The sequence below is a fragment of the Erwinia sp. 2186 genome, from assembly GCF_057812255.1.
Window position 1 is genome coordinate 2,611,920 of sequence record NZ_CM173824.1, and the last position, 22,647, is coordinate 2,634,566.

Sequence of the window (22,647 nt, forward strand, 5' to 3'; positions counted from 1 at the left end):
CAAATCCCTGGAATCAGTTATTCACCGGAATAACGGCACCTTTATATTTGGTGCGGATCCAGTCCTGAATTTGTTTCGAATGCAGCACGGTGACCAGCGCTTTAATATCCGGCTTGTTTTCATCGCCACGGTGCACGGTGATGATATTGGCGTACGGGTTATTTTCACCGCTTTCAACGGCAATTGGATCTTTTACCGGATTAAGGCCGGCATCAATGGCGTAGTTGGCGTTAATCACCACCGCATCACCCTCGTCATTGTTGTACATCTGCGGCAACAGCGCGCCTTCGACGTTAGCAATAAACTGCAGGTGTTTTGGGTTCTCAACCACGTCGCTGATGCGCGCGTCCACTTTGCTGACGCCAGGCTTCAGCTTAATCACGCCTGCCTTCTCAAAGATTGACAGGATACGGCCCTCTTCCGCCACCGCATCACGCATGATCACTTTGCCGTTCTGTGGCAGATCCTTCAGCGATTTGTATTTCTTCGAGTAAATGCCAATGGGCTCGATATGGATTGCGCCAGCGCTGACAAAATCATAGGTCTTGTCGTCGGCATGGTCTTTCAGCACGCTGTTCAGATACGGCACGTGCTGGAAGTAGTTAGCGTCGATATCACGGCTGGCCAGCGCGGTATTTGGCAGGATGTAGTCCTGGAAAGGTTTGATTTCCAGATCGATGCCCTGCTTCGCCAGGATCGGCTTGGCCTGCTCCAGAATTTCAGCATGCGGCACGTTGGACGCGCCAACGGTCAGCGTATCAGCCCATGCGCTCAGACTCATCGCAGCCAGAGTGGCAGCAGCCAGCAGTGTCAGTGTTTTTTTCACAGTAAATCCCCTAAAAGTTAACGTTTATCGAGCCGTGTGGTCACGAGATCACCTACGAACTGGATGATAAAAACAATCACCAGAATCATTGCCGTCGCCACCAGCGTCACATCGCCGTGGTTACGTTGAAAACCTTCCAGATACGCCAGATTGCCGAGGCCACCTGCGCCAATCACCCCGGCCATCGCGCTGTAACTGACCAGCGCAATCAGCGTAACGGTGATGCCCGACACCAGGGCTGGCGAGGATTCCGCCAGCAGCACGCGGAAAATCAAGGTACTGATGCGCGCGCCCATCGAACGCGAGGCTTCAATCACCCCTTTATCGACTTCGCGCAGGCCGATTTCCACCAGCCGCGCGTAGAACGGCGCCGCCCCGACAATCAGCGCCGGCAGGGCCGCATCCGCGCCCAAAATGGTGCCGATCAGCTTTTTGGTGAACGGGATCAGCAGCACAATCAGAATGATGAACGGGATCGAGCGGAAGACGTTGACCAGCACCGAGATCAGCGCATAGATCGCCCGGTTCTGGAACAGGCCGCCGCGCGCGGTCAGGAACAGCGCCAGCCCGAGTACAATTCCCAGCACAAAGGTCGCCACGCCGGAAATCGCGGTCATGTACAGGGTTTCACCGGTCGCAGACCACAGCTGGTCCAGTTTCAGGTGCGGAAAGAGGGACTCAATCATTGGCGACCACCTCGGTTGTAATGCCATGCGCGTGCAGGTCCTGCAGAATGTTCTCCAACTGGCTGCGGGTGGCGTTGACCTGTAACCACAGTTCGCCAAAAGTGCCGTTGCTGGTTTGCGTCATCTTGCCGTGCAGGATGTTGAACGGCAGCGCGTATTTCAGCGTCAGTTCGCCGACAATCGGCTGGCGGGTGCTCTGACCGATAAAGGTCAGCTTCAGCACGCTGCCGCCCGTCTCATCCACCAGTTCAGCATTGAACGGCGTGTCTGCGCGGCTGTACTCGCTGGTTTGCTTCACGAACTGGCGGGTGATCGGCTGTTGCGGATGGGTAAAGACCGACAGCACCTCGCCCTCTTCGACGATGCGACCGTCTTCCATCACCGCCACGCGATGGCAGATTTTGCGCACCACGTGCATCTCGTGGGTGATCAGCACGATGGTCAGCTTCAGCTTGCGGTTGATATCCAGCAGCAGATCGAGGATGGCATCGGTGGTTTGCGGATCGAGCGCCGAAGTGGCTTCGTCACACAGCAGCACTTCGGGATTGTTTGCCAGCGCGCGGGCAATGCCGACACGCTGCTTCTGCCCGCCGCTGAGGTTGGCCGGATAGGTCGACTCTTTGCCGGTCAGCCCCACCAGCTCAATCAGCTCTTTGACCCGCGCCTGGATCGCCGCTTTCGGCGCGCCGGCAATTTGCAGCGAAAAAGCGATGTTTTCGCTGACGGTGCGCGACCACAGCAAATTAAAGTGCTGAAACACCATGCTGATTTTCAGCCGTGCCGCGCGCAAAGCTTCGCCTTTTGCCTGGGCAATATCCTGCCCGGCAATGGTCACGCTGCCCGACGTGGGTTTTTCCAGCCCGTTAAGCAGACGGATCAGCGTACTTTTTCCCGCGCCGCTGTAGCCGATAATGCCGTAGATCTGCCCCTGTTCAACCTGAAGGCTGACATCGTCGACGGCCCTGATCGGACCCGCCGTGCCTTTGAAGGTCTTGAATACGTTGCGTAAAACTATCATCTGTTGCCTGTCTGTCTGCGGCGATTGAATCGCTTATTAAATGAACTGATTGTTTTTGCTGCATTATTGATAAAGCTTATGACACGGGATAGTAGGCAGAGCCGATATGACTGGAAAGGACTTAAAGGGAATGTCTTATAGCTAAAGTGAATATGTCGTTACGGCGTCTGGATAGTGCGCGTTATTCAGGTCAAACCCGCTCGGGTGGTATGGCGTCAGCATAGGGCGCATTATTCAGGTCAAACCCGCTCGGGTGGTACGGCGGCAGCATAGTGCGCATTATCCGGGGCGCCGTGAATCCATCCCTGGAGGCTTGGATGCCGCATCCCTGCGGCATACACCCGGCTAATGCGCACTATGCCGCCACTCAATAACCTTAGCGTCGTTGGGGGGGACGGTGGACGCACAGGTCAAAACCAAATGGGGTTTGGTGGATACATAGGTGAACTCAGCGGGTTTTGACCTGTGCGCCCACAATCGAGCAGTCAACACTGAAGCCTGAGGGAAGGGAGAGAGGGGGGAAAAGCAAAGCATCGGCGACAGGGATGTCGCCGCTGAGCCCCCAGGGATGGGTTTACGGCGTCTTTGCGTTCACCCCTCTCTCCCTGACCCTGCCACCGAAACATACAGACGATTTCCACTCAGTATATTCGGGCTGAAGCAGTCTTTGTGCAGCTTCAGCCCACAATAAGACTGCCGTACCGTCAATCCCGCCTATATTCGCCTGCCGATTAACCTTAGATGATTTCCTTGGTTCACCCCGCTCCTGCTAAAGCCTGATATTTAACGTCACTTCCCTGAAAATATTGACGTTAAAGGATCCCACTATGCCACACACTTTCCGCCCTGAGGCGCTGGCTCGTCCGCTGGCTTTAAGCATTGCCCTTGCCCTGTTTGGTGGAAACGCCGTTGCGGCGGATTCGCCGGTTAAAGGCGGCACGCTGATTTATCTGGAGCAGCAGGCGCACACCAACCTGTATCCCCCGGCGGGCGGTTTTTACCCTAACGGCGGCATCCTGAATCAGATTACCGACAAGTTGACCTGGCAAAATCCGGAAACCCTCAAGGTTGAACCCTGGATTGCCCAGAGCTGGACAACTAACGCCGATAAAACCGAATACACCTTCAAACTCCATCCCGGCGTGACCTTCTCCGACGGCACGCCGCTGGATGCCAATGCGGTCGCCAAGAACTTCGACACCTACGGATTGGGTAATAAAGCCCTGCGCCTGCCGGTTTCAGAAGTGATTAACAATTATGATCATAGCGAAGTGGTCGATCCGCTGACCGTGAAGTTCTATTTCAAAAAATCGTCCCCCGGCTTCCTGCAAGGCACCGCCACCATCGGTTCAGGACTGGTGTCACTCAGCACCCTGGCGCGCAGCTTCGATCAGCTGGGCGATGCCCGCCATATCATCGGCTCCGGCCCGTTTGTGGTCAGCGATGAGAAGCTGGATCGTGAGGTCGATCTGGTCGCCCGTAAGGATTACCAGTGGGGACCGGCAAACATCTCTCAGCAAGGCCCGGCGAACCTCGACGGCATCAAGATTATTGTGACGCCTGAGGATAGCGTGCGCATCGGCGCGTTGCTGGCCGGTCAGGCGGATTTTATCCGCCAGGTGCAGGCCTACGACGAGAAGCAGGCTAAAGAGCAAAACTTCCCGATTTATGCCGCACCCACCCGTGGCGTCAACGACAGCCTGAGCTTCCGTCCTGATAACCCGCTGGTCAGCGATCTGCGCGTGCGTCAGGCCCTGCTGACTGCCACCAACTCGAAGCAGGTGGTGGAAACGCTGTTCTCCCCTAACTATCCGCAGGCCACTTCGGTGATTGCTACCACCGCCGCAGGCTACGTCAACCTTGCCGACAAGCTGACCTTCGATCAGGCGAAAGCCAAAAGCTTGCTGGATGAAGCGGGCTGGAAACCGGGCGCCAACGGCATCCGCGAGAAAGACGGCAAGTCGCTATCACTGACCGTTTACGAGTCCCTGCCGCAGCCACAGAACAAAGAGGTGCTGCAGCTGATTGCTCAGCAGTGGCGTCAGGTCGGTGTGGAACTGAAAGTGAAGGCGGGTGATGCAGGCAGCAAAACGCTGGACAGCCTTGACCCGCTGAAAACGCCGTTGAACGTCACCGAAGTGGGCCGTGCCGATCCGGACGTGATCAAAAGTAGCTTCTATCCGGCCAACCGCGATGCGCTGCTGCAAAAAGGCGGATCGAGTGACAAGGTGAAAAGCTTCCGGGATGACAAGCTGAATCAGCTGCTGGTGAATATCTCTGCCGAGATCGACCCCGCCAAACGTCTGCAGCTGACCGGCGATGTGCAACGCTACCTGCTGGAGCAGGCTTACGTGATCCCGATTTTCGAAGAGCCGCAGGTGTTTGCCGGCGCGCCATGGCTTAAGGGCGTGAAGTTCGAAGCGGTCGGCCGTCCTGCGCTGTACAGCGCCTGGCTTGAAAAGCATTAAGGAGATCTGAATGCGCCATTATCTGCTGTATCGGGTTGGGCATGGGGTGCTGGTGCTGTGGGCAGCGTTTACGCTCTCCTTTGTGCTGCTGCAGGTACTGCCCGGCGATGCGATCCTGATTAAGTTTCAGAACCCGGATTTGGGGCTGAGCCCGCAACAGATCGCCGAGATGCGGCAGGCCTATGGCGCAGACAGTCCGTTGTGGCAGCAGTATCTGCATACCCTCGGCGCGATGCTGCAAGGCGATTTTGGCTATTCGGTGCAGGCCGGCGTGCCGGTCAGCGAACAGTTGCAGAGTAATCTGCCAGAGACGCTGCGCCTGGCCGGCTGCGGTTTTGTGCTGGCGGTGGTGCTGGCATTTGTGCTGGCCGCGTTGTCGCGCATTCCGGCGCTGCGGGGCTTGCGAAACCTGCTGCAATCGGTGCCGGTGCTGTTTATCTCCATCCCGACCTTCTGGCTGGGTATCGCGTTAATTCAGCTGTTCTCTTTCCAGTTGCGCTGGATACCGGTGATCAACCCTTCCCCGCTACAGGGCCTGATTCTGCCGGTGATCACCGTGGCAATCCCGATTTCCGCCCCGCTGGCGCAAATCCTGCTACGCAGCATCGACGAGGTGGCAACCCGGCCGTTTGTGGCGGTGGTTCGCGCCAAAGGCGCCAGCGAAAGCTGGGTGTTGTGGCGGCACGTACTGCGTAACGCCATGCTGCCGGTGCTGACCGTCGCCGGACTGCTGCTGGGCGAGCTGATCGCCGGTGCGCTGATCACCGAAACGGTGTTTGGTTTAGGTGGCCTCGGCCAGTTAACGCAACAGGCGGTGAATAATCAGGATGTCGCGGTATTACAGGCGGTGGTGATGATTTCGGCACTGGGCTTTGTGCTGATTAATATGCTGGTCGATCTGTTAATGCCGCTGTTCGATCCCCGTCTGCAAACCGTGACCAGAGGTGCCGTATGAGCCTTGTTGATTTTGCCACCGCGCGGCAAAAGCCCACGCCCACCCGTCAGGCCTGGAACGTTCAGCCCGGTCTGTGGCTGGCGTGGTTAGTGATGCTGCTGGCGGCCATCGCCGCGCTGTTTCCCACTTTACTGACGCCTTACAGCGCGGTTGAAGGGATTGCCGGCGCGCAGCGTCTGGCCCCGCAGGCCGGACACTGGCTGGGAACCGATCAGCTGGGTCGTGACGTTTTCGCCCGCATTGTCTATGGCGCGTCGCACTCGTTGTCCGCCGCGCTGCTGGCGGTGGCCATGGGCGGGATTTTTGGCACCGCGCTGGGCGTGCTGGCCGGTGCGGTAGGCGGTAAAACCGAGTCGGTAGCGATGCGTGCGGTTGACGTGCTGCTGTCGATTCCCTCGCTGCTGCTGTCGTTAAGCGTGCTGATCCTGCTGGGCTTTGGCACCCTCAACGCAGCGACGGCGGTGGGGATCGCCTCCATCGCCAGCTTTGCCCGCCTGGCGCGCGGTGAAGTGGTGCGCATTCGCCACAGTGATTACGTCGAGGCGGCGTTTGGCAGCGGCGGACGCTTTCTGTCGGTGCTGTGGCGCCATATTTTACCCAACGCGCTGGCCCCGGTCATTGCCTATGGTGCGCTACAGTTTGGTCAGGCGATCCTCGCCCTTTCTACCCTGAGTTTCCTCGGCTACGGCACCCCGCCGCCAGCCCCGGAATGGGGATTGCTGATCGCCGAAGGCCGCAACTATCTGGCCACCGCCTGGTGGCTGACCACCTTCCCCGGTCTGGTGGTGGTGTTCGTGGTGCTGGCGGCCAACCGCATCAGCCAGCAACTTTCAGGAGGCCGGAAATGAGTTCGCAACCCGAGTTACTGCTCAACGTTGAGCAACTGAGCCTGAGCTATCGCACTGGCGCAGCCTGGAAAGAGGTGGTGCATCAGGTCAGTTTCCAGCTTAACAAAGGGGAAATGGTGGCGCTGGTCGGCGAATCCGGCTCAGGTAAAACCACCACCGCGCAGGCGATTATTGGCCTGCTGGCAGAAAATGGCCGTCGCGACGGGGGTCGTATCCTGTTGAACGGCGAAGATATCAGCCAGTGGTCGTCGCGACGGCTGGACAGCATTCGCGGCGCGCGTATCAGCCTGGTGCCGCAGGATCCGGGCAACTCGCTTAATCCGGTGAAAACCATTGGCGATCAGGTGGAGGAGATTTTACGTCTGCATCGCGTCTCTGACCGCGCCGGACGCAAACAGCAGGCGATCGAGCTGCTGACCCGCGTCGGGCTCAGCCATCCTGAGCAGCGCGTTAACCAGTATCCTCATCAGCTGTCAGGCGGCATGAAACAGCGCGTGCTGATTGCCATCGCCCTGGCGCTGAAGCCGGACATTATTATTGCCGACGAGCCGACCAGCGCGCTGGATGTCACCGTACAGAAGCGCATTCTCGACCTGCTGGATCATTTACGCCGTGAGTCCGGCACCGCCGTGCTGTTTGTCACCCATGACCTGGCGCTGGCCGCCGAGCGCGCCGACCGCATTATTGTGTTCCGCAATGGTGAGATTCAGGAACAGGGCGCGACCTCGCAGGTGATCGGCGCGCCAAAACAGGCTTATACCCGCCAGTTGCTTGCCGATGCCCTGCCGCGTCCGCGCCAACCTGATAATTCCGCCAGCCCGCGTTCATTCTCGACTCCGGCGATTCAGGCCTCGCGCATCAGCAAGGGTTTCGCGCTGGGGAAAAGCCAACGGTTACAGGCGCTGAACGAGGTCAGTTTTGCCGTGGCCCGTGGCACCACCCACGCTATCGTCGGCGAGTCGGGTTCGGGCAAAACCACGCTGGCGAGGATCCTGCTGGGATTTGAGTCGTCGGACGCTGGCCGCATAACCCTCGACGGTATCGTGGTCAACGGCCTGCAGGGCGAATCATTACGCCAGCTGCGACGCCGCATCCAGTTTGTTTACCAAAACCCGTTCGCGTCACTCGATCCGCGGCAAACGCTGTTTCGCATTATTGAAGAGCCGCTGCTGAATTTTGACCGGCTCAGCCGCGACGAACGCCGCCAGCGGGTGGAAGCGGTGACGCAGAAGGTGGCGCTGCCGCTCGATATCCTGTCGCGCAGCGCGCGGGAACTGTCCGGCGGCCAACGCCAGCGCGTGGCGCTGGCCCGGGCGCTGATCCTGCAACCGTCGATTCTGGTGCTGGATGAAGCCACCTCGGCGCTGGACGTCACGGTGCAGGCGCAGATCCTCGCCCTGCTGCAACAGTTGCAGGCAGAACAGGGCCTGACCTACCTGTTTATTACCCACGATTTGGCTACCGTGCAGCAGATTGCCGACACCCTGACCGTGCTGAAGGCCGGTGAAGTGGTGGAATCTGGTGACGTTGTCACGATTTTTAACGCGCCACAACACGCTTATACCCGCGAGCTGCTGGCCGCGATCCCTGTTTATTCCCCGCCGGTTAAGGAGTTTTCATGACCGCTAAACGTATCGGCTTTTTCACCCGCCTGCTGGATAAGGTCCCGGCCAGCGCGCGCTACCGCCTGGCCACCGAGCAGATCCAGCACGCTGAGCGGCTGGGATTCGACAGTGCCTGGATAGCCCAGCACCATTTCCATGAAAACGAAGGCGGTTTGCCTTCGCCGCTGCTGTTTCTGGCGCATGTTGCGGCCCATACCCAGCGCATCCGTCTGGGTACGGCGATTATCACGCTGCCGATGGAAAATGCCCTGCGCGTGGCGGAAGATGCCGCAGTGCTGGATTTGCTGGCCGAAGGTCGACTGGAGATTGGACTGGGTTCCGGCGGTACACCAACCTCGTTCCTGCCGTTTGGCCTGACCTTCGAACAACGCGGTGCGGTGTTTGGAGAACATCTGCACACGCTGCTCAGTGCCTGGCGTGGCGACTCGCTCAGCCATCCCGATAATCACCTGTATCCCCCGGCGCCGCAGCTGGCGGACCGCGTGTGGATTGCCACCTTCTCGGTGGAAGGCGCAGTACGCGCGGCGAAAAGTGGGCATGGACTGATGCTGTCACGCACCCAGCCTCGCCCGGCTGACCAGCCCAATCTGCCGCTGGATGCGCTGCAAAACCCGATGATCGATGCCTATCTCGACGCCCTTCCGGCCGGCGTTGAGCCGAGGATCCTCGCGTCCCGCACCGCCTTTGTTGCCGACTCCGATCACTACGCCCGCAAGCTGGCAGAGCCGGGTATTCGTGCCCAGGTCACCCAGTTTGTGGCCTCCGGTCAGCCGCTGCGCGGCGACAGTTTTGACGACTATTTACGCCAGGTTGACGCCCATGTCGGCAACGTGGAACGGGTCACCGCATCGCTGTTGCAGGACAGCGTGCTGCCCCGCGTCACCGATATCTCTTTCCAGGTTCATTCGGTTGAACCGCCGCACGCCGACACGTTGCGCTCTGTTGAGCTGATTGCTGAGCACATTGCGCCACTGCTAAGAACCCTGAAACCTTAACCGGAGATGATGATGACCACTGCAACGGATTTACTGGCTTCGCTGGCGGATATCGCGCCGGATTCTGAGCTTGCCCAGGCCCGCAACACGCGGGAAGCGGCAACCCGCCACGCGCAAGGCAGCTATGAGGTGATCTTTAGCCAGCAGGATGCCGATTTCCCGCTGGCTGAACGTTTCGCCCTGGCGGCACGGGTGGCGGAATGGAATGCGCAGCCCACTTTACAGGCGCATTACCAGCCGCAGGCTGGCGCACTGGATAACAGCCCCCGTCATGAGCTGGCGTTAGCCTGGGCGCACCGTCTGACCTTCGAGCCGGTCAGCGCCACGCCTGAACATCTGCAGGCCTTACAGGCGGCGGGCTGGACCGCGCGCGGCATCGTGACACTGTCACAGTTAGTGGCCTTTATTAACTTCCAGAGTCGCCTGCTGGCCGGCTTACAGCTGTTGCAGGGCCACGCCTCAACCGCCACCGCACTGGCGGTGGTGGCAGGTGTCTGGCATCAGGCGGCCACCACCGCCAGTGGCAAAACCGCGCTGACCGCCTTCACCCAGCAGGACCTCGGCTGGGAACCCTGGCTGGCCGCCAAACCGCTGACGGAATTCACGGATGAAGAGAAACAGGTGCTGGCGAAGTTTGGTCATAGCGACTCCGATTATTTCCGCCTGCTGGCGCGGAATTTACCGGTGCTGGAACAGCGCACGCTGACGGATAAAGGCATTTTCTTCACCTCCGGCGGCCTGCCACGCGCCGACCGCGAACTGGCGGCTGCGGTGGTCAGTAAGGTTAACGGCTGCATCTTCTGTGCCTCGGTACACGCCCGCAAAGCCAGCCAGCTGTCGAAAGATTTCGATTCGGTCGAAAAACTGATTGGCGTCGCCCCCGGCAGCAAGCTGTCCGAAGGCCAGTCCGCACGCTGGGCGGCCATTATCGATTTCTCCGCTGCCCTGTCCGTGACGCCGCAACAGGCCACGCTGGGACAGATTGTCGCGTTGCAGCAGCAGGGTCTGGATACCCTGGCGCTGCTGGATGTGATCCAGTCCAGCGCCTTTTTCGCCTGGGCCAACCGTCTGATGCTGACGCTGGGCGAACCCTTTATCCCTTCTGACGTATAAGGAGCCGTATGACTTCGTTACCCTCCAGCCAACTGGTGCAATGGCGCCGTGAGTTGCATCAATATCCGGAGCTGTCGAATCAGGAATTCGCCACCACGGAACGGATTACCGCGTGGCTGAAGCAAGGCAACATCCGCCTGCTGCCGTACGATTTGAAAACCGGCGTGGTGGCTGAAATCGGCCAGGGCGAACCGCTGATTGCCCTCCGGGCCGATATTGATGCGCTGCCGATTGATGAAGCGGTGGATCATCCCTGGACGTCGACCCATGCCGGCGTGATGCACGCCTGCGGACATGATATCCATACCTCGGTGATGCTCGGCGTGGCGCATCAGCTTAAGCAGCAGGAAGCCGAACTGACGGGCCGGGTGCGCATCCTGTTTCAGCCGGCTGAAGAGACCTTTAACGGCGCGCAACAGCTGATCGATGCTGGCGTGCTGGACGGCGTTCAGGCAATTTTTGGTATGCATAACGCGCCCGATCTGCCGCTGAACAGCTTTAAAACCCGCGCCGGTCCGTTCTATGCCAACGTCGACCGTTTTGTGATCCGCCTTGAGGGCAAAGGCGCGCACGCCGCACGGCCACACGAAGGCATTGATTCAATCGTGATTGCCAGCCAGATTGTCACCGCACTGCAAACCTTGCCGAGCCGGACGTTCAGCTCGCTGGAGTCGGTGGTGGTCAGCGTAACGCGCTTCACCGCCGGCAACACCTGGAACGTGCTGCCACAAAGCGTCGAGCTGGAAGGCACGGTGCGCACGCACAATGCGGCTATCCGCGCGGCAATACCTGAAAAGATCACGGCGTTGATTAAGGGCATTTCCGGCGGCTTTGGCGCCAAAGCCGAGCTGGAGTGGATTGAAGGTCCGCCTGCGCTGGTGAATACGCCGGAATGGGCGGAGTTTGCGCTCGATCTGGCCAGCGAGGCCGGCTTTAAGGCGGAAGCCGCCGCGACGCCACAGATGGGCGGCGAGGACTTTGCCTTCTATCTGCACCATGTGCCGGGGGTGTTTGTCAGCATCGGCAGCGCAAGTGAGTTTGGCCTGCATCATCCAGGCTTTGATCCTGACGAAGCGATCATTGATTCCTCCGTCCGCTATTTTACCCAGCTGGTTCCTCGCGCCTTAGCGCGGGTGGCGGCGAAATAATAATAAAAGGAGCACCATTATGCCTGTCCCTACCCCTAAGGCGGTTCTTGATCATGTGGTGATTAACGTCGCCGACCAGTTAGATGCTGCCAGCGCGCTGTACCGCAGGTTAGGTTTTCAGCTGACCGAGCGGGGTCATCATTCTCTTGGCTCCAGTAATCATCTGGCAATTTTTGGTGAAAATTACCTTGAGCTGCTCGGCTATGAGAAAGGTAAAAAGAGCAGCCGCGCCGATCTCTGGCAGGCGTCTCCGGGCCTCAGTGGCCTGGTGTGGAAAACGGAGGATGCCGATCAGGATTATAAGCATCTGTTACGTCAGGATTTAGACGGCGATGAGCCCGCCTCTTTCCACCGTCCGGTGACCCTGCCGGACGGCACGGTGACCGAAGCGAAGTTCCGCACCGTCCGGGTTCGTCCGTCGCTGATCGCCGATGGCCGCAGCTTTTTCTGTCAGCATTTAACCCCGGAAGCGGTGTGGCAGCCCGCGTGGCAACAGCACCCGAACGGCGTGAAAAACATCAGCGAGTTTGTGATTGTGGCCAGAGATCCGGCCTCGGTTGCCTCGCTGTACAGCCGCCTGTTTGGCACCAACAGCCTGAGAGCCTGTCAGGAAGGCGCCTTTTTGCTGACCGCCGGCGTGACCAGCGTGCGCTTTGCGACGGAAGATTACGTCAGGTCGCGCTTCCACGCGCTGCCGGATAATTATGATGGCTCGGCACGCATGGCGGCGTTAAGTTTTCAGACTGAGGATCTGGCGAAGGTCAGAGCGGCACTGCATCAGGGCGATCTGCAGTTTAGCGAGGCGGAGGACGCGATTGTGGTCTTGCCGCAGCAGGGCTTTGATGTCGCCCTGCGCTTCCATCAATAGCGTTAGCGAATGCGCAGGCTGAATTTTCCCCCGGAAGCCTCTTCCGCTTCCCGCAGCACGGCAATGACGCCGTCAAACTGCTGAGGATCGGCATGCGCGGTCAGATGACGTAGCGTTACGCGCGCCGGCAGTGCGATCATGCCGGTTAGCGCATCCCATAATGCATCCAGATTGTTGCCGAAGGCCATGTCAATGGCGAACTTGTGGCAGAACTGACGGTAAAAGTCTGTTACGTCGGCGATATACTCAAAGTCGAAGCTGACCGTGTTCATCTCAGTAAACCTGTTCAACGTTGCGGTAATGGTCTTTGGTCACGTAAATCAACCCGTCGCTGGAGTACAGCATGCGGTCGCTTCCCCGGCGGCCGCAGTCATAATTCACGTCCGCTTCAAACCAGTGTCGCCCCTGCTTTTCCGGCAGCACTTTTTCCCGGTTGGAGAAGCGATCGCCACCGATTGCCCGGCCTGGCAGGCTCTGGCACAGATTGCCCCGCGACGGTTCCCAGCCCTGTTTTCTGGCTTCACCCTTGGTCAGGTAATAGGCAGGAAGGCGCTGATGCTGGTGCAGATAGTCGGCCACCCGCTGCTGTTGCGTGAGCGTGCTGATATCGCTGCTGCTGTTGATGGCGGAGGCGGTTGAGGTGTGCGCCGCCTGCTGAGGATCGGCAGGCGGTTTGGACGGGTGGCGTAAGCCGGCGGCGGTGGCCACAATGGCGAGGATCGCCGCAATAATCAGTTTTTTATTCATCGCCGGAGTTTACCGCGACGGCAGATTTAGCGTCTATTCCTTATCAACGTATTTTTGTAACGTGGCCGGGGTGACCAGCTCAAACGGGATCCAGTAATACGGGTCGAGCTTTTCGCCTTTAATCATCTTCTGCGCCACATCCACCGCCGCTTTGCCCTGGCCAATTGCATCCTGGAAAACGGTCACCTGCATTTTGCCCGAGGACATGGCTTTCAGCCCATCCGGCGTGGCATCAATGCCGCCAATCAGGATTTTGCTGTCTTTCTTGCCGGCCTGTTGCAGGCCCATAATCGCGCCAATCGCCATTTCATCATTGTTGGCGGCCACGATGTCGATCTCTTCACCGTTAGTCATCCAGTTGAGCATCAGATCCATCCCCTCATTGCGGGAATAGTTGGCGGTTTGCTTCTGTACCACGCTCATTTTCGGGTACTTGGCGACCACCTGCTCCACGTCTTTGGTGCGCTGAATGGCACCCGCATCGGTCAGGTTGCCGATCATGATGCCCACTTTGCCCTGATAGTTTGCCAGACGCGCCAGCTCTTCCATCTGCAGGGTGCCGGATTGCTTCTCATCAGAACCAACAAACACCACGCCGCTCGGCAGTTTGATATCGCCAGGCGTGCGGTTGACGTAAACCAGCGGAATTTTGGCGGCGGTCACCAGTTTGGTCATCGCCGGAGTGCCGGCCGAGTTGACCGGATCGACGATGATGGCATCAACGCCGGCGCTGATAAAACTTTGCACCTGATCGGTCTGCCGGCCGACGTCGCCGCGCGCATCTTCAAACTGCACGGTGATGCCACGGGCTTTGGCCTCTTTATCAATCGACTGGCGGATGATGGTCAGGAAGTTCTGGTCGAAATAGGCCATTGAAACGCCGATGGTTTCCGCCAACACGCTGGTTGAACAGCTCAGTGAGGCGACGAGCAGCAGGGCTTTGTAGGTTTTCATTCTTCTTCTCCGGAGGTAAGGATCGGTCCGTTTCGCCGTGCTTATAAACGAAACAAAATTACCGATAAAAGAAGATAATGAAATAAACGTACTTACCGCAAGCGTCTCGCGTCAGTTCCGCCAGCTGGCTCACACTTCATCGTCAGGCAAGGTCCATTAGCATTAGCAGCAGCGGCGTGGTCACTGCGGAGAAAACCGTCGATAGCAGCATGCTGGTGGCGGCCGGTCCGGTTAAGGCATTGAATTGTTGCGACATTAAATAGACGTTGATGCCGACCGACATCGATCCTAACAGCACCACCACTTTGCTTTCCAGCGGCGGCAGGCCCAGTAGCACCGCCAGGCCCCAAATCACCAGCGGCTGGACAATCAGCTTAAGCAGGCAAATCGCATAACTCTCTTTCAGGCCGTCCTTCACTTTATAGGCGGCCAGACTCATCCCTAACGCCACCAGCGCCAGCGGCACGGCGATGGTGCCCAGCATGCTCACCGGTTTATCGATCATCTGCGGCAGCGGGATGCCGGTCAGGCTGAACAAGGTGCCGGAAAGAATGGCGATAATCAGCGGATTTTTCAGCACGCTGACCGCCGTTTTGCCAAACCCTTTCAGATTAAGCGCGCCGTGTTTGACCCACTCGACGGACACGGTGGCCAGCGTCCATAAAATCAGGCCGTTAAACACCAGCACCAGCGCCACCGACGGGATCGCCTTTTCGCCCAGCATCACCGTGGCAATCGGCAAGCCGAGCATCACGTTATTGGAGAAGATGCCGCCCAGCGCAAATACCGACCCGGAAATGCCATCCAGCTTAAACAGCCGGCTGGCCATCACTCTGCCGAGAACAAAAACGATCAGGCAGCTGCCAAAAAAAGCGATCAGTAAGCGGGCATCGACCGGCGGGCTTTGACCGAAATCGCTCATCAGCCGGAATAACATCGCCGGAAGCGCAATTTTAAACACCACGCGGTTTAGCGCTTCGGTAATACTGTCGGGCCATTTTCGCCAGCGAACCAGCATCCAGCCTAAGGCAATAAGGATAAATAACGGCATGGAAAGCAGGATTTGGTGCAGCAACGTGTGCAAAAGCGCGGGCATGGCGGGCTCAACTGTCAGTCGTTTTTCCTACCATAAGATCGATGTGATGTGGCGTAAAGCCTTGATAGTCGCGACGGTGGGAAAAAGGCAGTGCGGGCCTGATATCAGGCCCGAGACAAGGATTAAATCAGCCGGGCAATGCGCAGCTCGCTTTTCAGGTAGGCGTAATAGACCGGTGCCGCGACCACCCCGGCCAGACCAAAGGCGGATTCAAACACCAGCATCGCCAGCAGGATTTCCCAGGTTTTGGCATTGATCCGCGAACCAAAAATCCGCGCGTTGATAAAGTATTCCAGCTTATGCACCAACATCAGGAACACCAGCGAGATCACCGCCGCCTCAAGGGAAATCGACAGGCCAATCAGCACAATCACCGTGTTGGAGATCAGGTTGCCAATAATCGGCAGCAGCCCGGCGACAAAGGTCAGTACCACCACCGTTTTGCCAAACGGGAAGTGCAGGTCGAACAGCGGCAGCACGCCGAACAGGAAGCCACAGGTCAGCACTGTGTTCACCAGCGAGACCTTGATCTGCGCGAAAACCACGTTGTGGAACGAGTCGGCCAGTACGGTCAGACGCTCGAGCAGCGCATGGCGCAGCGGTGCATCCTGCGTATCCACATTGCTGATGCGCAGGGAGATGATAGCCCCCAGCAACATGCCAATCAGCATGGTGGCAAAGGTGTGGGCCGCGGTTCGACCAAAGGTCTGGACCACCACCAGATGCTCGCGCAGCCAGGTGACCACCTGATGTTGCAGCTCATCAATATCGGCCGGTAAATAGCGGGAAACCACCGGAGAAAGCGTACGCTGGGCGTCTTCCAGCAGTTTGCTGGCCGCCGCATGGAACGCTGCCGGGTTCTGGAAATCATTCAATAAGAAGCCGATCAGCTTGCTGACGCCAACCACCAGCCCTAACACAATGATGACGGTAAGGAAGAATATGATGATCCAGCGGGCAATCGGCCCTTTGACCAGCCGCTCAACCCACGGCGTCAGCGCCAGGATGGTTTCATAAACGATAAATCCGGCCAGAAAACAGGGCAGCAGGCGTAACGGGAAAATCATAAAGAGCGCGGCGAAAATCAGTAGATAACTGGCCGCCTCGCACCAACCCTGTTTGTTCTGTTTCCACATCAATGACAATTCCTGTCTGAATAGTAATAAAAATCAGCGTGATTCAGACAGTATACAATGCGTTGCGGCTATCGGGCGGAATAAACAAGACGAGTCTGAGGTATGGACGGGACTTATTGCAGAAATCACAGCGGGCTGAGACGCCCGCTATTGAAGAGATGCGCAGTTTATGAACAGGCGCTGACCTGAACCTGGCGACGCCATGCGCCCGGAGACTGGCCAAACTGACGTTTGAAGCTGCGGTTGAACGACTGCTGGGAATCAAATCCAAACGAAATCGCCACATCCAGAATCGGCTCACCACCCGTTGCCAGGCGCTCAGCAGATTTTTTCAGACGACGTGCGCGGATGTATTCGCCCAGTGCGTAGCCGGTATGCTGCTTGAACATCCGTTGCAGGTGCCATTTCGAATACCCGGCCCGATCGGCAACGGTATCCAGATCCATTTTCCCTTCGATGTGGGTGTCGATCCACTTTACGAGATCGGTAATAAAATCATCATGGCTCATTGCGCTTCCCCTTTTAATGCTTTTTGTTTTAGCCTGGCTTGACCTCTCCCCCGCAGAAGGGTAAAAGGTAACTGTAATGAATGCATATCCACAAGTTAAAGCAGCCGACCGCTTAATGCAAGTTTAATTGTTGCATTAAATGCGATTCGCTGGCACTCTCCTCTTTATCGCTCACTCTTCCCCCCTGTTTTCTTGCCGTTCACATTTTGATACGGGTGTTGACAAGAAAATGCTAAAAGCAACAATAACACTTGCACTTAATTTACCCTCTCCCTACAATTCCTGCGTTTAGTGTATTTTTCATAAATACATTTTATGCATTATGCCGTGCTCCTTTTTTCACGTCGTCAGCATCTGCAAGGGATTAATAACCATGAAATCTTTCACCTCATCGCACCTGCGCCTCAGTGCACTGTCGCTTCTCACAGCAATCTGGCTGGTGGGCTGCGACTCCAAAGGGGCTGAACAGAGCGCACCGCCTGCCCCGCAGGTCAGTGTCGCTGAGGTTCAGCAACAAACCGTCAGCCAGTGGGATAACTTCAATGGCCGCATTGAAGCGGTGCAGAGCGTCCAGCTGCGCCCGCGCGTGACCGGGTATATCGATAAAGTGAACTACACCGAAGGCCAGGAAGTTAAAAAAGGCGACGTGCTGTTTACCATTGATGACCGTACCTATCGCGCTGAGCTGGAACACGCTCAGGCCGATCTCGCCAGTGCCATCACTCAGGCGCAGCTGGCCCGCAGCGAATCTGGCAGGACCGAGAAGCTGATTGGCACCCAGGCGATTTCACGTGAGGTGTGGGAACAACGGCGTTCAGCCTCAACGCAGGCGCAGGCGAACGTGCTGGCGGCGCAGGCCGCAGTAGATATGGCGCGCCTGAATCTCGATTTTACCAAAGTCACCGCGCCAATTGATGGCCGCGCCAGCCGCGCGATGATCACCTCCGGTAACCTGGTGACCGCCGGCGACAGCACCAGCGTGCTGACCACGCTGGTGTCGCTCAACACCGTGTATGTCTATTTCGACGTCGATGAAGCCACCTTCCTGCGTTATCAGCGCATCAGCCGCGAAGGAGAAAGTGCCGCTGCGGCGCATCACGCGCTGCCGGTAAAAATCGGCCTGGTCGGTGAGGATGGCTATCCGCACACCGGCAAAGTCGACTTTACCGATAACCAACTGACTGCCAGCACCGGCACCATCCGTATGCGCGCACTGCTGGATAACGACCAGCGTCTGTATACGCCAGGGCTGTTCGCCCGCGTGCAGCTGCCGGGCCGCGCCGACTTCCCTGCCCTGTTAGTCAATGACAAAGCGGTGCTGACCGATCAGGACCGTAAGTTTGTCTGGGTGATCGATGCGCAGAATAAAGCCCAGCGTCGTGATATCCAGCCTGGCCAGATGGCTGACGGCCTGCGCATTGTGCAGCGCGGCCTGACGTCCGGCGATCGGGTGATTGTCGACGGCGTGCAGAAAGTATTTATGCCTGGGATGGCGGTAAATGCCAAAACGGTGCCTATGGCGCCAGCCTCCCTTTAATTTAAGCTGCGGGAACTGTTATGGATTTTTCCAGATTTTTCATCGACCGACCGATATTCGCGGCCGTGCTGTCGATTCTGATCTTCGTCTCCGGGCTGATTGCCATTCCGCTGCTGCCGATCAGTGAATACCCTGATGTGGTACCGCCCAGCGTGCAGGTGCGTGCGGAATACCCAGGCGCCAACCCAAAAGTGATTGCTGAAACCGTGGCGACGCCGCTGGAAGAAGCGATTAACGGCGTCGAAAACATGATGTACATGAAATCGATTGCCGGTTCCGATGGCGTGCTGGTGACCACCGTCACCTTCCGTCCGGGGACCGATCCGGATCAGGCGCAGGTTCAGGTGCAAAACCGCGTGGCGCAAGCCGAAGCGCGTCTGCCGGAGGATGTGCGCCGTCAGGGTGTCACCACGCAGAAGCAGTCGCCGACCATGACGCTGGTGGTTCATCTGGATTCACCGTCCGGTCGCTACGATTCGCTGTATCTCCGCAACTACGCGCAGCTGAAGGTGAAAGATGAGCTGGCGCGTCTGCCGGGTGTCGGCCAGGTGCAGATTTTCGGTGCCGGTGAATATGCCATGCGTATCTGGCTGGATCCGACCAAGGTTGCCGCGCGCGGTATGACCGCAGGCGATGTGGTGTCGGCGATCCAGGAGCAGAACGTGCAGGTGTCTGCCGGGCAGCTTGGCGCAGAGCCGATGCCCAATAAAAGCGATTTCCTGCTGTCGATCAATGCGCAGGGACGCCTGCAGAACGAAGAAGAGTTCGGCAATATCATTCTGAAAAGCGGCGAAGACGGGCAGATTGTTCGCCTGCGCGACGTGGCCCGCATTGAAATGGGCTCGGGCAGCTATGCCTTACGCTCGCAGTTGAATAATAAAGACGCGGTAGGGATTGGTATTTTCCAGGCACCGGGCGCCAACGCCATCGATCTGTCGAATGCGGTTCGGGCGAAAATGGCCGAGCTGGCGACCCGTTTCCCGGATGGCGTCGAGTGGAAAGCCCCTTACGATCCGACTATTTTCGTACGTGATTCCATCAGTTCCGTGCTGCATACCTTGCTGGAAGCGATTCTGCTGGTGGTGCTGGTGGTGATCCTGTTCCTGCAGACCTGGCGCGCCTCGATCATTCCGTTGCTGGCGGTGCCGGTGTCGGTGGTCGGGACCTTCTCAATCCTGTACCTGTTGGGCTTCTCGCTTAACACCCTCAGCCTGTTTGGGCTGGTGCTGGCGATAGGGATCGTGGTCGATGATGCCATTGTGGTGGTGGAGAACGTCGAGCGAAATATCGAAGAAGGTCTGGAACCGCGGGCGGCAGCGCATCAGGCGATGCGCGAAGTGTCGGGTCCGATTATCGCCATTGCGCTGGTGCTCTGTGCGGTGTTTGTGCCGATGGCCTTCCTGTCAGGCGTGACCGGACAGTTTTACAAGCAGTTTGCGGTGACCATCGCCATTTCCACGGTGATCTCAGCCATCAACTCCCTGACGCTCTCTCCGGCGCTGGCGGCGCTGTTGCTGAAACCGCATGATGCGAAGAAGGATCGCCCTACCCGGATTATCGATGCGCTGTTCGGCTGGCTGTTCCGTCCGTTTAACCGCTTCTTTAACCGTAACTCTGCGCGCTACCAGGGCGGTGTTTCCCGCATCCTGAAGCGCCGTGGATCGGTGTTCGGCGTCTATATTCTGTTGCTGATTGGTGCCGGCGTGATGTTTAAAGCGGTGCCGGCGGGCTTTATCCCGACTCAGGACAAGCTGTACCTGATTGGCGGCGTGAAGATGCCGGAAGGATCCTCGCTGGAACGGACCGATAAAGTGATCCGCCAGATGAGCGATATTGCGCTGCACACCGACGGTGTTGCCGATGCGGTCGCCTTCCCTGGCCTGAACGCGCTGCAGTTCACCAACACGCCGAATACCGGCACGGTGTTTTTTGCGCTGAAACCGCTGAATCAACGCACGCGCTCCGCGTCTGAGATTAACGCCGAAATCAACGCCAAGCTGTCGCAGATTCAGGAAGGCTTCACCTTCTCGATTATGCCACCGCCCATCCTCGGTCTCGGCCAGGGTGCCGGTTATTCGCTGTATATTCAGGATCGCGCGGGATTAGGCTATGGCGCATTGCAGGAGGCTGCCAATGCCATGGCCGGCACCATTATGCAAACGCCTGGCCTGCACTTCCCGATCTCCACTTATCAGGCCAACGTGCCACAGCTGGATGCACAGGTTGACCGTGATAAGGCCAAGGCGCAGGGCGTGGCGTTGACCGATCTGTTTGGCACGCTGCAAACCTATCTCGGATCGTCTTACGTTAACGACTTCAACCGGTTTGGTCGTACCTGGAAAGTGTATGCGCAGGCCGATGGTCAGTTCCGTGACAGCATTGAGGATATTGCCAACCTGCGCACCCGCAATGCGAATGGCGAAATGGTGCCGATCGGCAGCATGGTGCATATCGGCACCACCTATGGGCCCGATCCGGTGATCCGCTATAACGGCTTCCCGGCGGCGGACTTGATTGGCGATGCCGATCCGCGCGTGCTCTCTTCTGCCGAAGCGATGCAGGCGGTACAGCATATTGCCGACCAGATCCTGCCAAACGGTATGAACATTGAATGGACCGACCTGAGCTATCAGCAGTCCACGCAGGGCAATGCGGCGATCATCGTCTTCCCGGTGGCGGTGCTGCTGGCCTTCCTGGTGCTGGCTGCGCTGTACGAAAGCTGGACGCTGCCGCTGGCGGTGATCCTGATTGTGCCGATGACCATGCTGTCCGCGCTGTTTGGCGTCTGGCTGACCGGCGGGGATAACAACGTCTTCGTGCAGGTGGGATTAGTGGTGTTGATGGGGCTGGCCTGTAAAAACGCCATCCTGATCGTCGAGTTTGCCCGTGAACTGGAAATGCAGGGACGGACTATCGTTCAGGCCGCGCTGGAAGCCTGTCGCCTGCGTCTTCGCCCGATCGTGATGACCTCAATTGCCTTTATCGCCGGGACCATCCCGCTGATGCTGGGCCACGGTGCCGGTGCCGAAGTGCGTACCGTTACCGGCATCACCGTGTTTGCCGGCATGTTGGGCGTCACGCTGTTCGGCCTGTTCCTGACGCCGGTGTTCTATGTTGCCCTGCGCAAGCTGGTGAAAAAGGAAGAACCCGCAGCAGAACCGTCACCGGCCTTTGAAGGCTAAACCTTAAATTCCGGGGTGGACGTTTGCCCCGGTTGATCCGAGACGCCAAGCGCCTCAACGCAAAAAGCCGGACAACATTACGCTGTCCGGCTTTTTTTATGCGCCTGGCATTACGCCTTTAACAGCGGAACCGCATCCTTTCCCGCCGCAATCCGCGTCGGGCTGGACGGATGGTTCACCGCACGCCACACCGCTTCGGCCACATCCTGCGAGGTGGTGACGTCGTCGGATGGTGCGGTCAGCTGTTCAAAAACCTGTTGTGCAAAGCCTGCGTAGGCCGGCGGGAATTCACCCAGCCGCGAACGGGCGTTTTCTCCGAAGCGCGTTTCCGGCGACTTGCCTGGAAGCACCAGACTCAGACGAATATTGAAGGGAGCCAGTTCCAGCGCCAGTGATTCCGTAAAGGCATTCACCGCCGCCTTGCTGGCGGTGTAGACAGGCAGCATCGGCAGCGCTTTCAGCGTCACGCTTGAGGTCACATTCACGATTACCCCCGCCTGCTTTTCTCTGAACTGCGGCAGCACCGCCTGGATCATCGCCATGGTGCCAAAGGTGTTGGTTTCAAAAATCTCCCGCGCGGTATCCAGCGACAGGTTCTCAAAAATGCCAAACAGCCCGATGCCGGCATTATTCACCAGCACATCAATCGGTCCGGCGGCCGCAATGGCTTGCTGGATACTGTCCGTGTCGGTCACGTCCAGCGGCAGCACGGTAAGATTGTCGGAAGCGGGGAAAATTCCCTCTTTCGGCGTGCGTAAGGTGGCGATGACCTTCCAGTCCCGTTGCAAGAAATAGCGTGCGATATCAAGACCAAAGCCGGATGAACAGCCGGTAATCAGAATCGTTTTCATCAGAGTTTCCGTGGTGTTGTGAACAGAGCAGAAACAATAGGCGCATCGTTCCGGACTTGCTACACTCAAACGTCCAGATTTCATT

At 58.1% G+C, this 22,647-nt stretch carries 20 protein-coding genes; 10 read left to right on the forward strand and 10 right to left on the reverse strand.

The features are described 5' to 3' along the window. Positions 1 to 13 precede the first annotated feature (13 nt). Genes ACXKZG_RS12050 through ACXKZG_RS12060 form a run of 3 tightly spaced genes read right to left on the reverse strand, consistent with a single transcriptional unit; the run spans position 14 to position 2,530 of the window. The gene (locus tag ACXKZG_RS12050) at positions 14 to 826 is read right to left on the reverse strand and encodes a MetQ/NlpA family ABC transporter substrate-binding protein (protein WP_013202087.1); all 813 of its coding nucleotides are present in this window, start codon (positions 824 to 826) and stop codon (positions 14 to 16) included. 17 nt (positions 827 to 843) lie between these two features. After that, complete coding sequence (locus ACXKZG_RS12055; protein ID WP_013202086.1) at positions 844 to 1,512, reverse strand: methionine ABC transporter permease; 669 nt, start codon at positions 1,510 to 1,512, stop codon at positions 844 to 846. Next, positions 1,505 to 2,530, reverse strand: coding sequence for a methionine ABC transporter ATP-binding protein (locus tag ACXKZG_RS12060; protein WP_053143315.1), 1,026 nt, complete (start codon positions 2,528 to 2,530; stop codon positions 1,505 to 1,507). The genes ACXKZG_RS12055 and ACXKZG_RS12060 overlap by 8 nt, the downstream gene beginning before the upstream one ends. Positions 2,531 to 3,357: 827 nt before the next feature. On the opposite strand from ACXKZG_RS12060, the gene ACXKZG_RS12065 reads away from it, so the two are divergent. Genes ACXKZG_RS12065 through ACXKZG_RS12100 form a run of 8 tightly spaced genes read left to right on the forward strand, consistent with a single transcriptional unit; the run spans position 3,358 to position 12,550 of the window. After that, a complete protein-coding gene (locus tag ACXKZG_RS12065) occupies positions 3,358 to 4,998 on the forward strand; it encodes a TIGR04028 family ABC transporter substrate-binding protein (RefSeq protein WP_488874916.1) in 1,641 nt (546 codons plus the stop codon). 10 nt (positions 4,999 to 5,008) lie between these two features. Then, the gene (locus tag ACXKZG_RS12070; protein WP_013202081.1) at positions 5,009 to 5,953 is read left to right on the forward strand and encodes an ABC transporter permease; all 945 of its coding nucleotides are present in this window, start codon (positions 5,009 to 5,011) and stop codon (positions 5,951 to 5,953) included. Next, positions 5,950 to 6,801 (forward strand): ABC transporter permease, encoded by an 852-nt coding sequence (locus tag ACXKZG_RS12075; protein ID WP_471720246.1) that lies wholly within the window; start codon positions 5,950 to 5,952, stop codon positions 6,799 to 6,801. The genes ACXKZG_RS12070 and ACXKZG_RS12075 overlap by 4 nt, the downstream gene beginning before the upstream one ends. Beyond that, positions 6,798 to 8,423, forward strand: coding sequence for a dipeptide ABC transporter ATP-binding protein (locus tag ACXKZG_RS12080; RefSeq protein WP_488874917.1), 1,626 nt, complete (start codon positions 6,798 to 6,800; stop codon positions 8,421 to 8,423). Before ACXKZG_RS12075 ends, ACXKZG_RS12080 begins: the two co-directional genes overlap by 4 nt. Further along, positions 8,420 to 9,421 (forward strand): putative FMN-dependent luciferase-like monooxygenase, encoded by a 1,002-nt coding sequence (locus ACXKZG_RS12085; RefSeq protein ID WP_013202078.1) that lies wholly within the window; start codon positions 8,420 to 8,422, stop codon positions 9,419 to 9,421. The genes ACXKZG_RS12080 and ACXKZG_RS12085 overlap by 4 nt, the downstream gene beginning before the upstream one ends. A gap of 12 nt (positions 9,422 to 9,433) precedes the next feature. Further along, positions 9,434 to 10,534, forward strand: a complete 1,101-nt coding sequence (locus ACXKZG_RS12090) for an alkylhydroperoxidase domain protein (RefSeq protein ID WP_488876263.1) — start codon at positions 9,434 to 9,436, stop codon at positions 10,532 to 10,534. 8 nt (positions 10,535 to 10,542) lie between these two features. Continuing rightward, complete coding sequence (locus tag ACXKZG_RS12095) at positions 10,543 to 11,682, forward strand: amidohydrolase (protein ID WP_488874918.1); 1,140 nt, start codon at positions 10,543 to 10,545, stop codon at positions 11,680 to 11,682. Between the two features lie 19 nt (positions 11,683 to 11,701). Next, positions 11,702 to 12,550, forward strand: a complete 849-nt coding sequence (locus tag ACXKZG_RS12100) for a VOC family protein (protein ID WP_013202075.1) — start codon at positions 11,702 to 11,704, stop codon at positions 12,548 to 12,550. A gap of 2 nt (positions 12,551 to 12,552) precedes the next feature. On the opposite strand, the gene ACXKZG_RS12105 is transcribed toward ACXKZG_RS12100, so the two are convergent. The 6 genes from ACXKZG_RS12105 to ACXKZG_RS12130 form a co-directional block, all read right to left on the reverse strand. After that, positions 12,553 to 12,822, reverse strand: a complete 270-nt coding sequence (locus tag ACXKZG_RS12105) for a barstar family protein (protein WP_134824070.1) — start codon at positions 12,820 to 12,822, stop codon at positions 12,553 to 12,555. A 1-nt stretch (position 12,823) separates the two neighbouring features. Further along, positions 12,824 to 13,297, reverse strand: coding sequence for a ribonuclease domain-containing protein (locus ACXKZG_RS12110; RefSeq protein ID WP_488874919.1), 474 nt, complete (start codon positions 13,295 to 13,297; stop codon positions 12,824 to 12,826). Positions 13,298 to 13,330: 33 nt separating this feature from the next. Beyond that, entirely contained in the window at positions 13,331 to 14,251 is a 921-nt protein-coding gene (locus ACXKZG_RS12115; RefSeq protein WP_053143335.1) for a sugar ABC transporter substrate-binding protein, read from the reverse strand. A gap of 142 nt (positions 14,252 to 14,393) precedes the next feature. After that, on the reverse strand, positions 14,394 to 15,347 hold the full coding sequence (locus ACXKZG_RS12120; protein WP_338568619.1) for an AEC family transporter: 954 nt from the start codon (positions 15,345 to 15,347) through the stop codon (positions 14,394 to 14,396). A gap of 122 nt (positions 15,348 to 15,469) precedes the next feature. After that, complete coding sequence (locus tag ACXKZG_RS12125) at positions 15,470 to 16,483, reverse strand: AI-2E family transporter (RefSeq protein ID WP_013202070.1); 1,014 nt, start codon at positions 16,481 to 16,483, stop codon at positions 15,470 to 15,472. A 167-nt stretch (positions 16,484 to 16,650) separates the two neighbouring features. After that, a complete protein-coding gene (locus tag ACXKZG_RS12130; RefSeq protein WP_013202069.1) occupies positions 16,651 to 16,992 on the reverse strand; it encodes a helix-turn-helix domain-containing protein in 342 nt (113 codons plus the stop codon). Positions 16,993 to 17,365: 373 nt separating this feature from the next. Between ACXKZG_RS12130 and ACXKZG_RS12135 the strand changes: the two genes are divergently transcribed. Further along, positions 17,366 to 18,529, forward strand: coding sequence for an efflux RND transporter periplasmic adaptor subunit (locus ACXKZG_RS12135; RefSeq protein WP_488874920.1), 1,164 nt, complete (start codon positions 17,366 to 17,368; stop codon positions 18,527 to 18,529). 20 nt (positions 18,530 to 18,549) lie between these two features. After that, positions 18,550 to 21,711: an efflux RND transporter permease subunit gene (locus tag ACXKZG_RS12140; RefSeq protein ID WP_105759066.1), complete on the forward strand. Its 3,162-nt coding sequence runs from the start codon at positions 18,550 to 18,552 to the stop codon at positions 21,709 to 21,711. A 110-nt stretch (positions 21,712 to 21,821) separates the two neighbouring features. Here ACXKZG_RS12140 and ACXKZG_RS12145 read toward each other — a convergent pair whose 3' ends face one another. Next, complete coding sequence (locus ACXKZG_RS12145; protein WP_488874921.1) at positions 21,822 to 22,562, reverse strand: SDR family oxidoreductase; 741 nt, start codon at positions 22,560 to 22,562, stop codon at positions 21,822 to 21,824. Between the last annotated feature and the right edge of the window lie 85 nt (positions 22,563 to 22,647).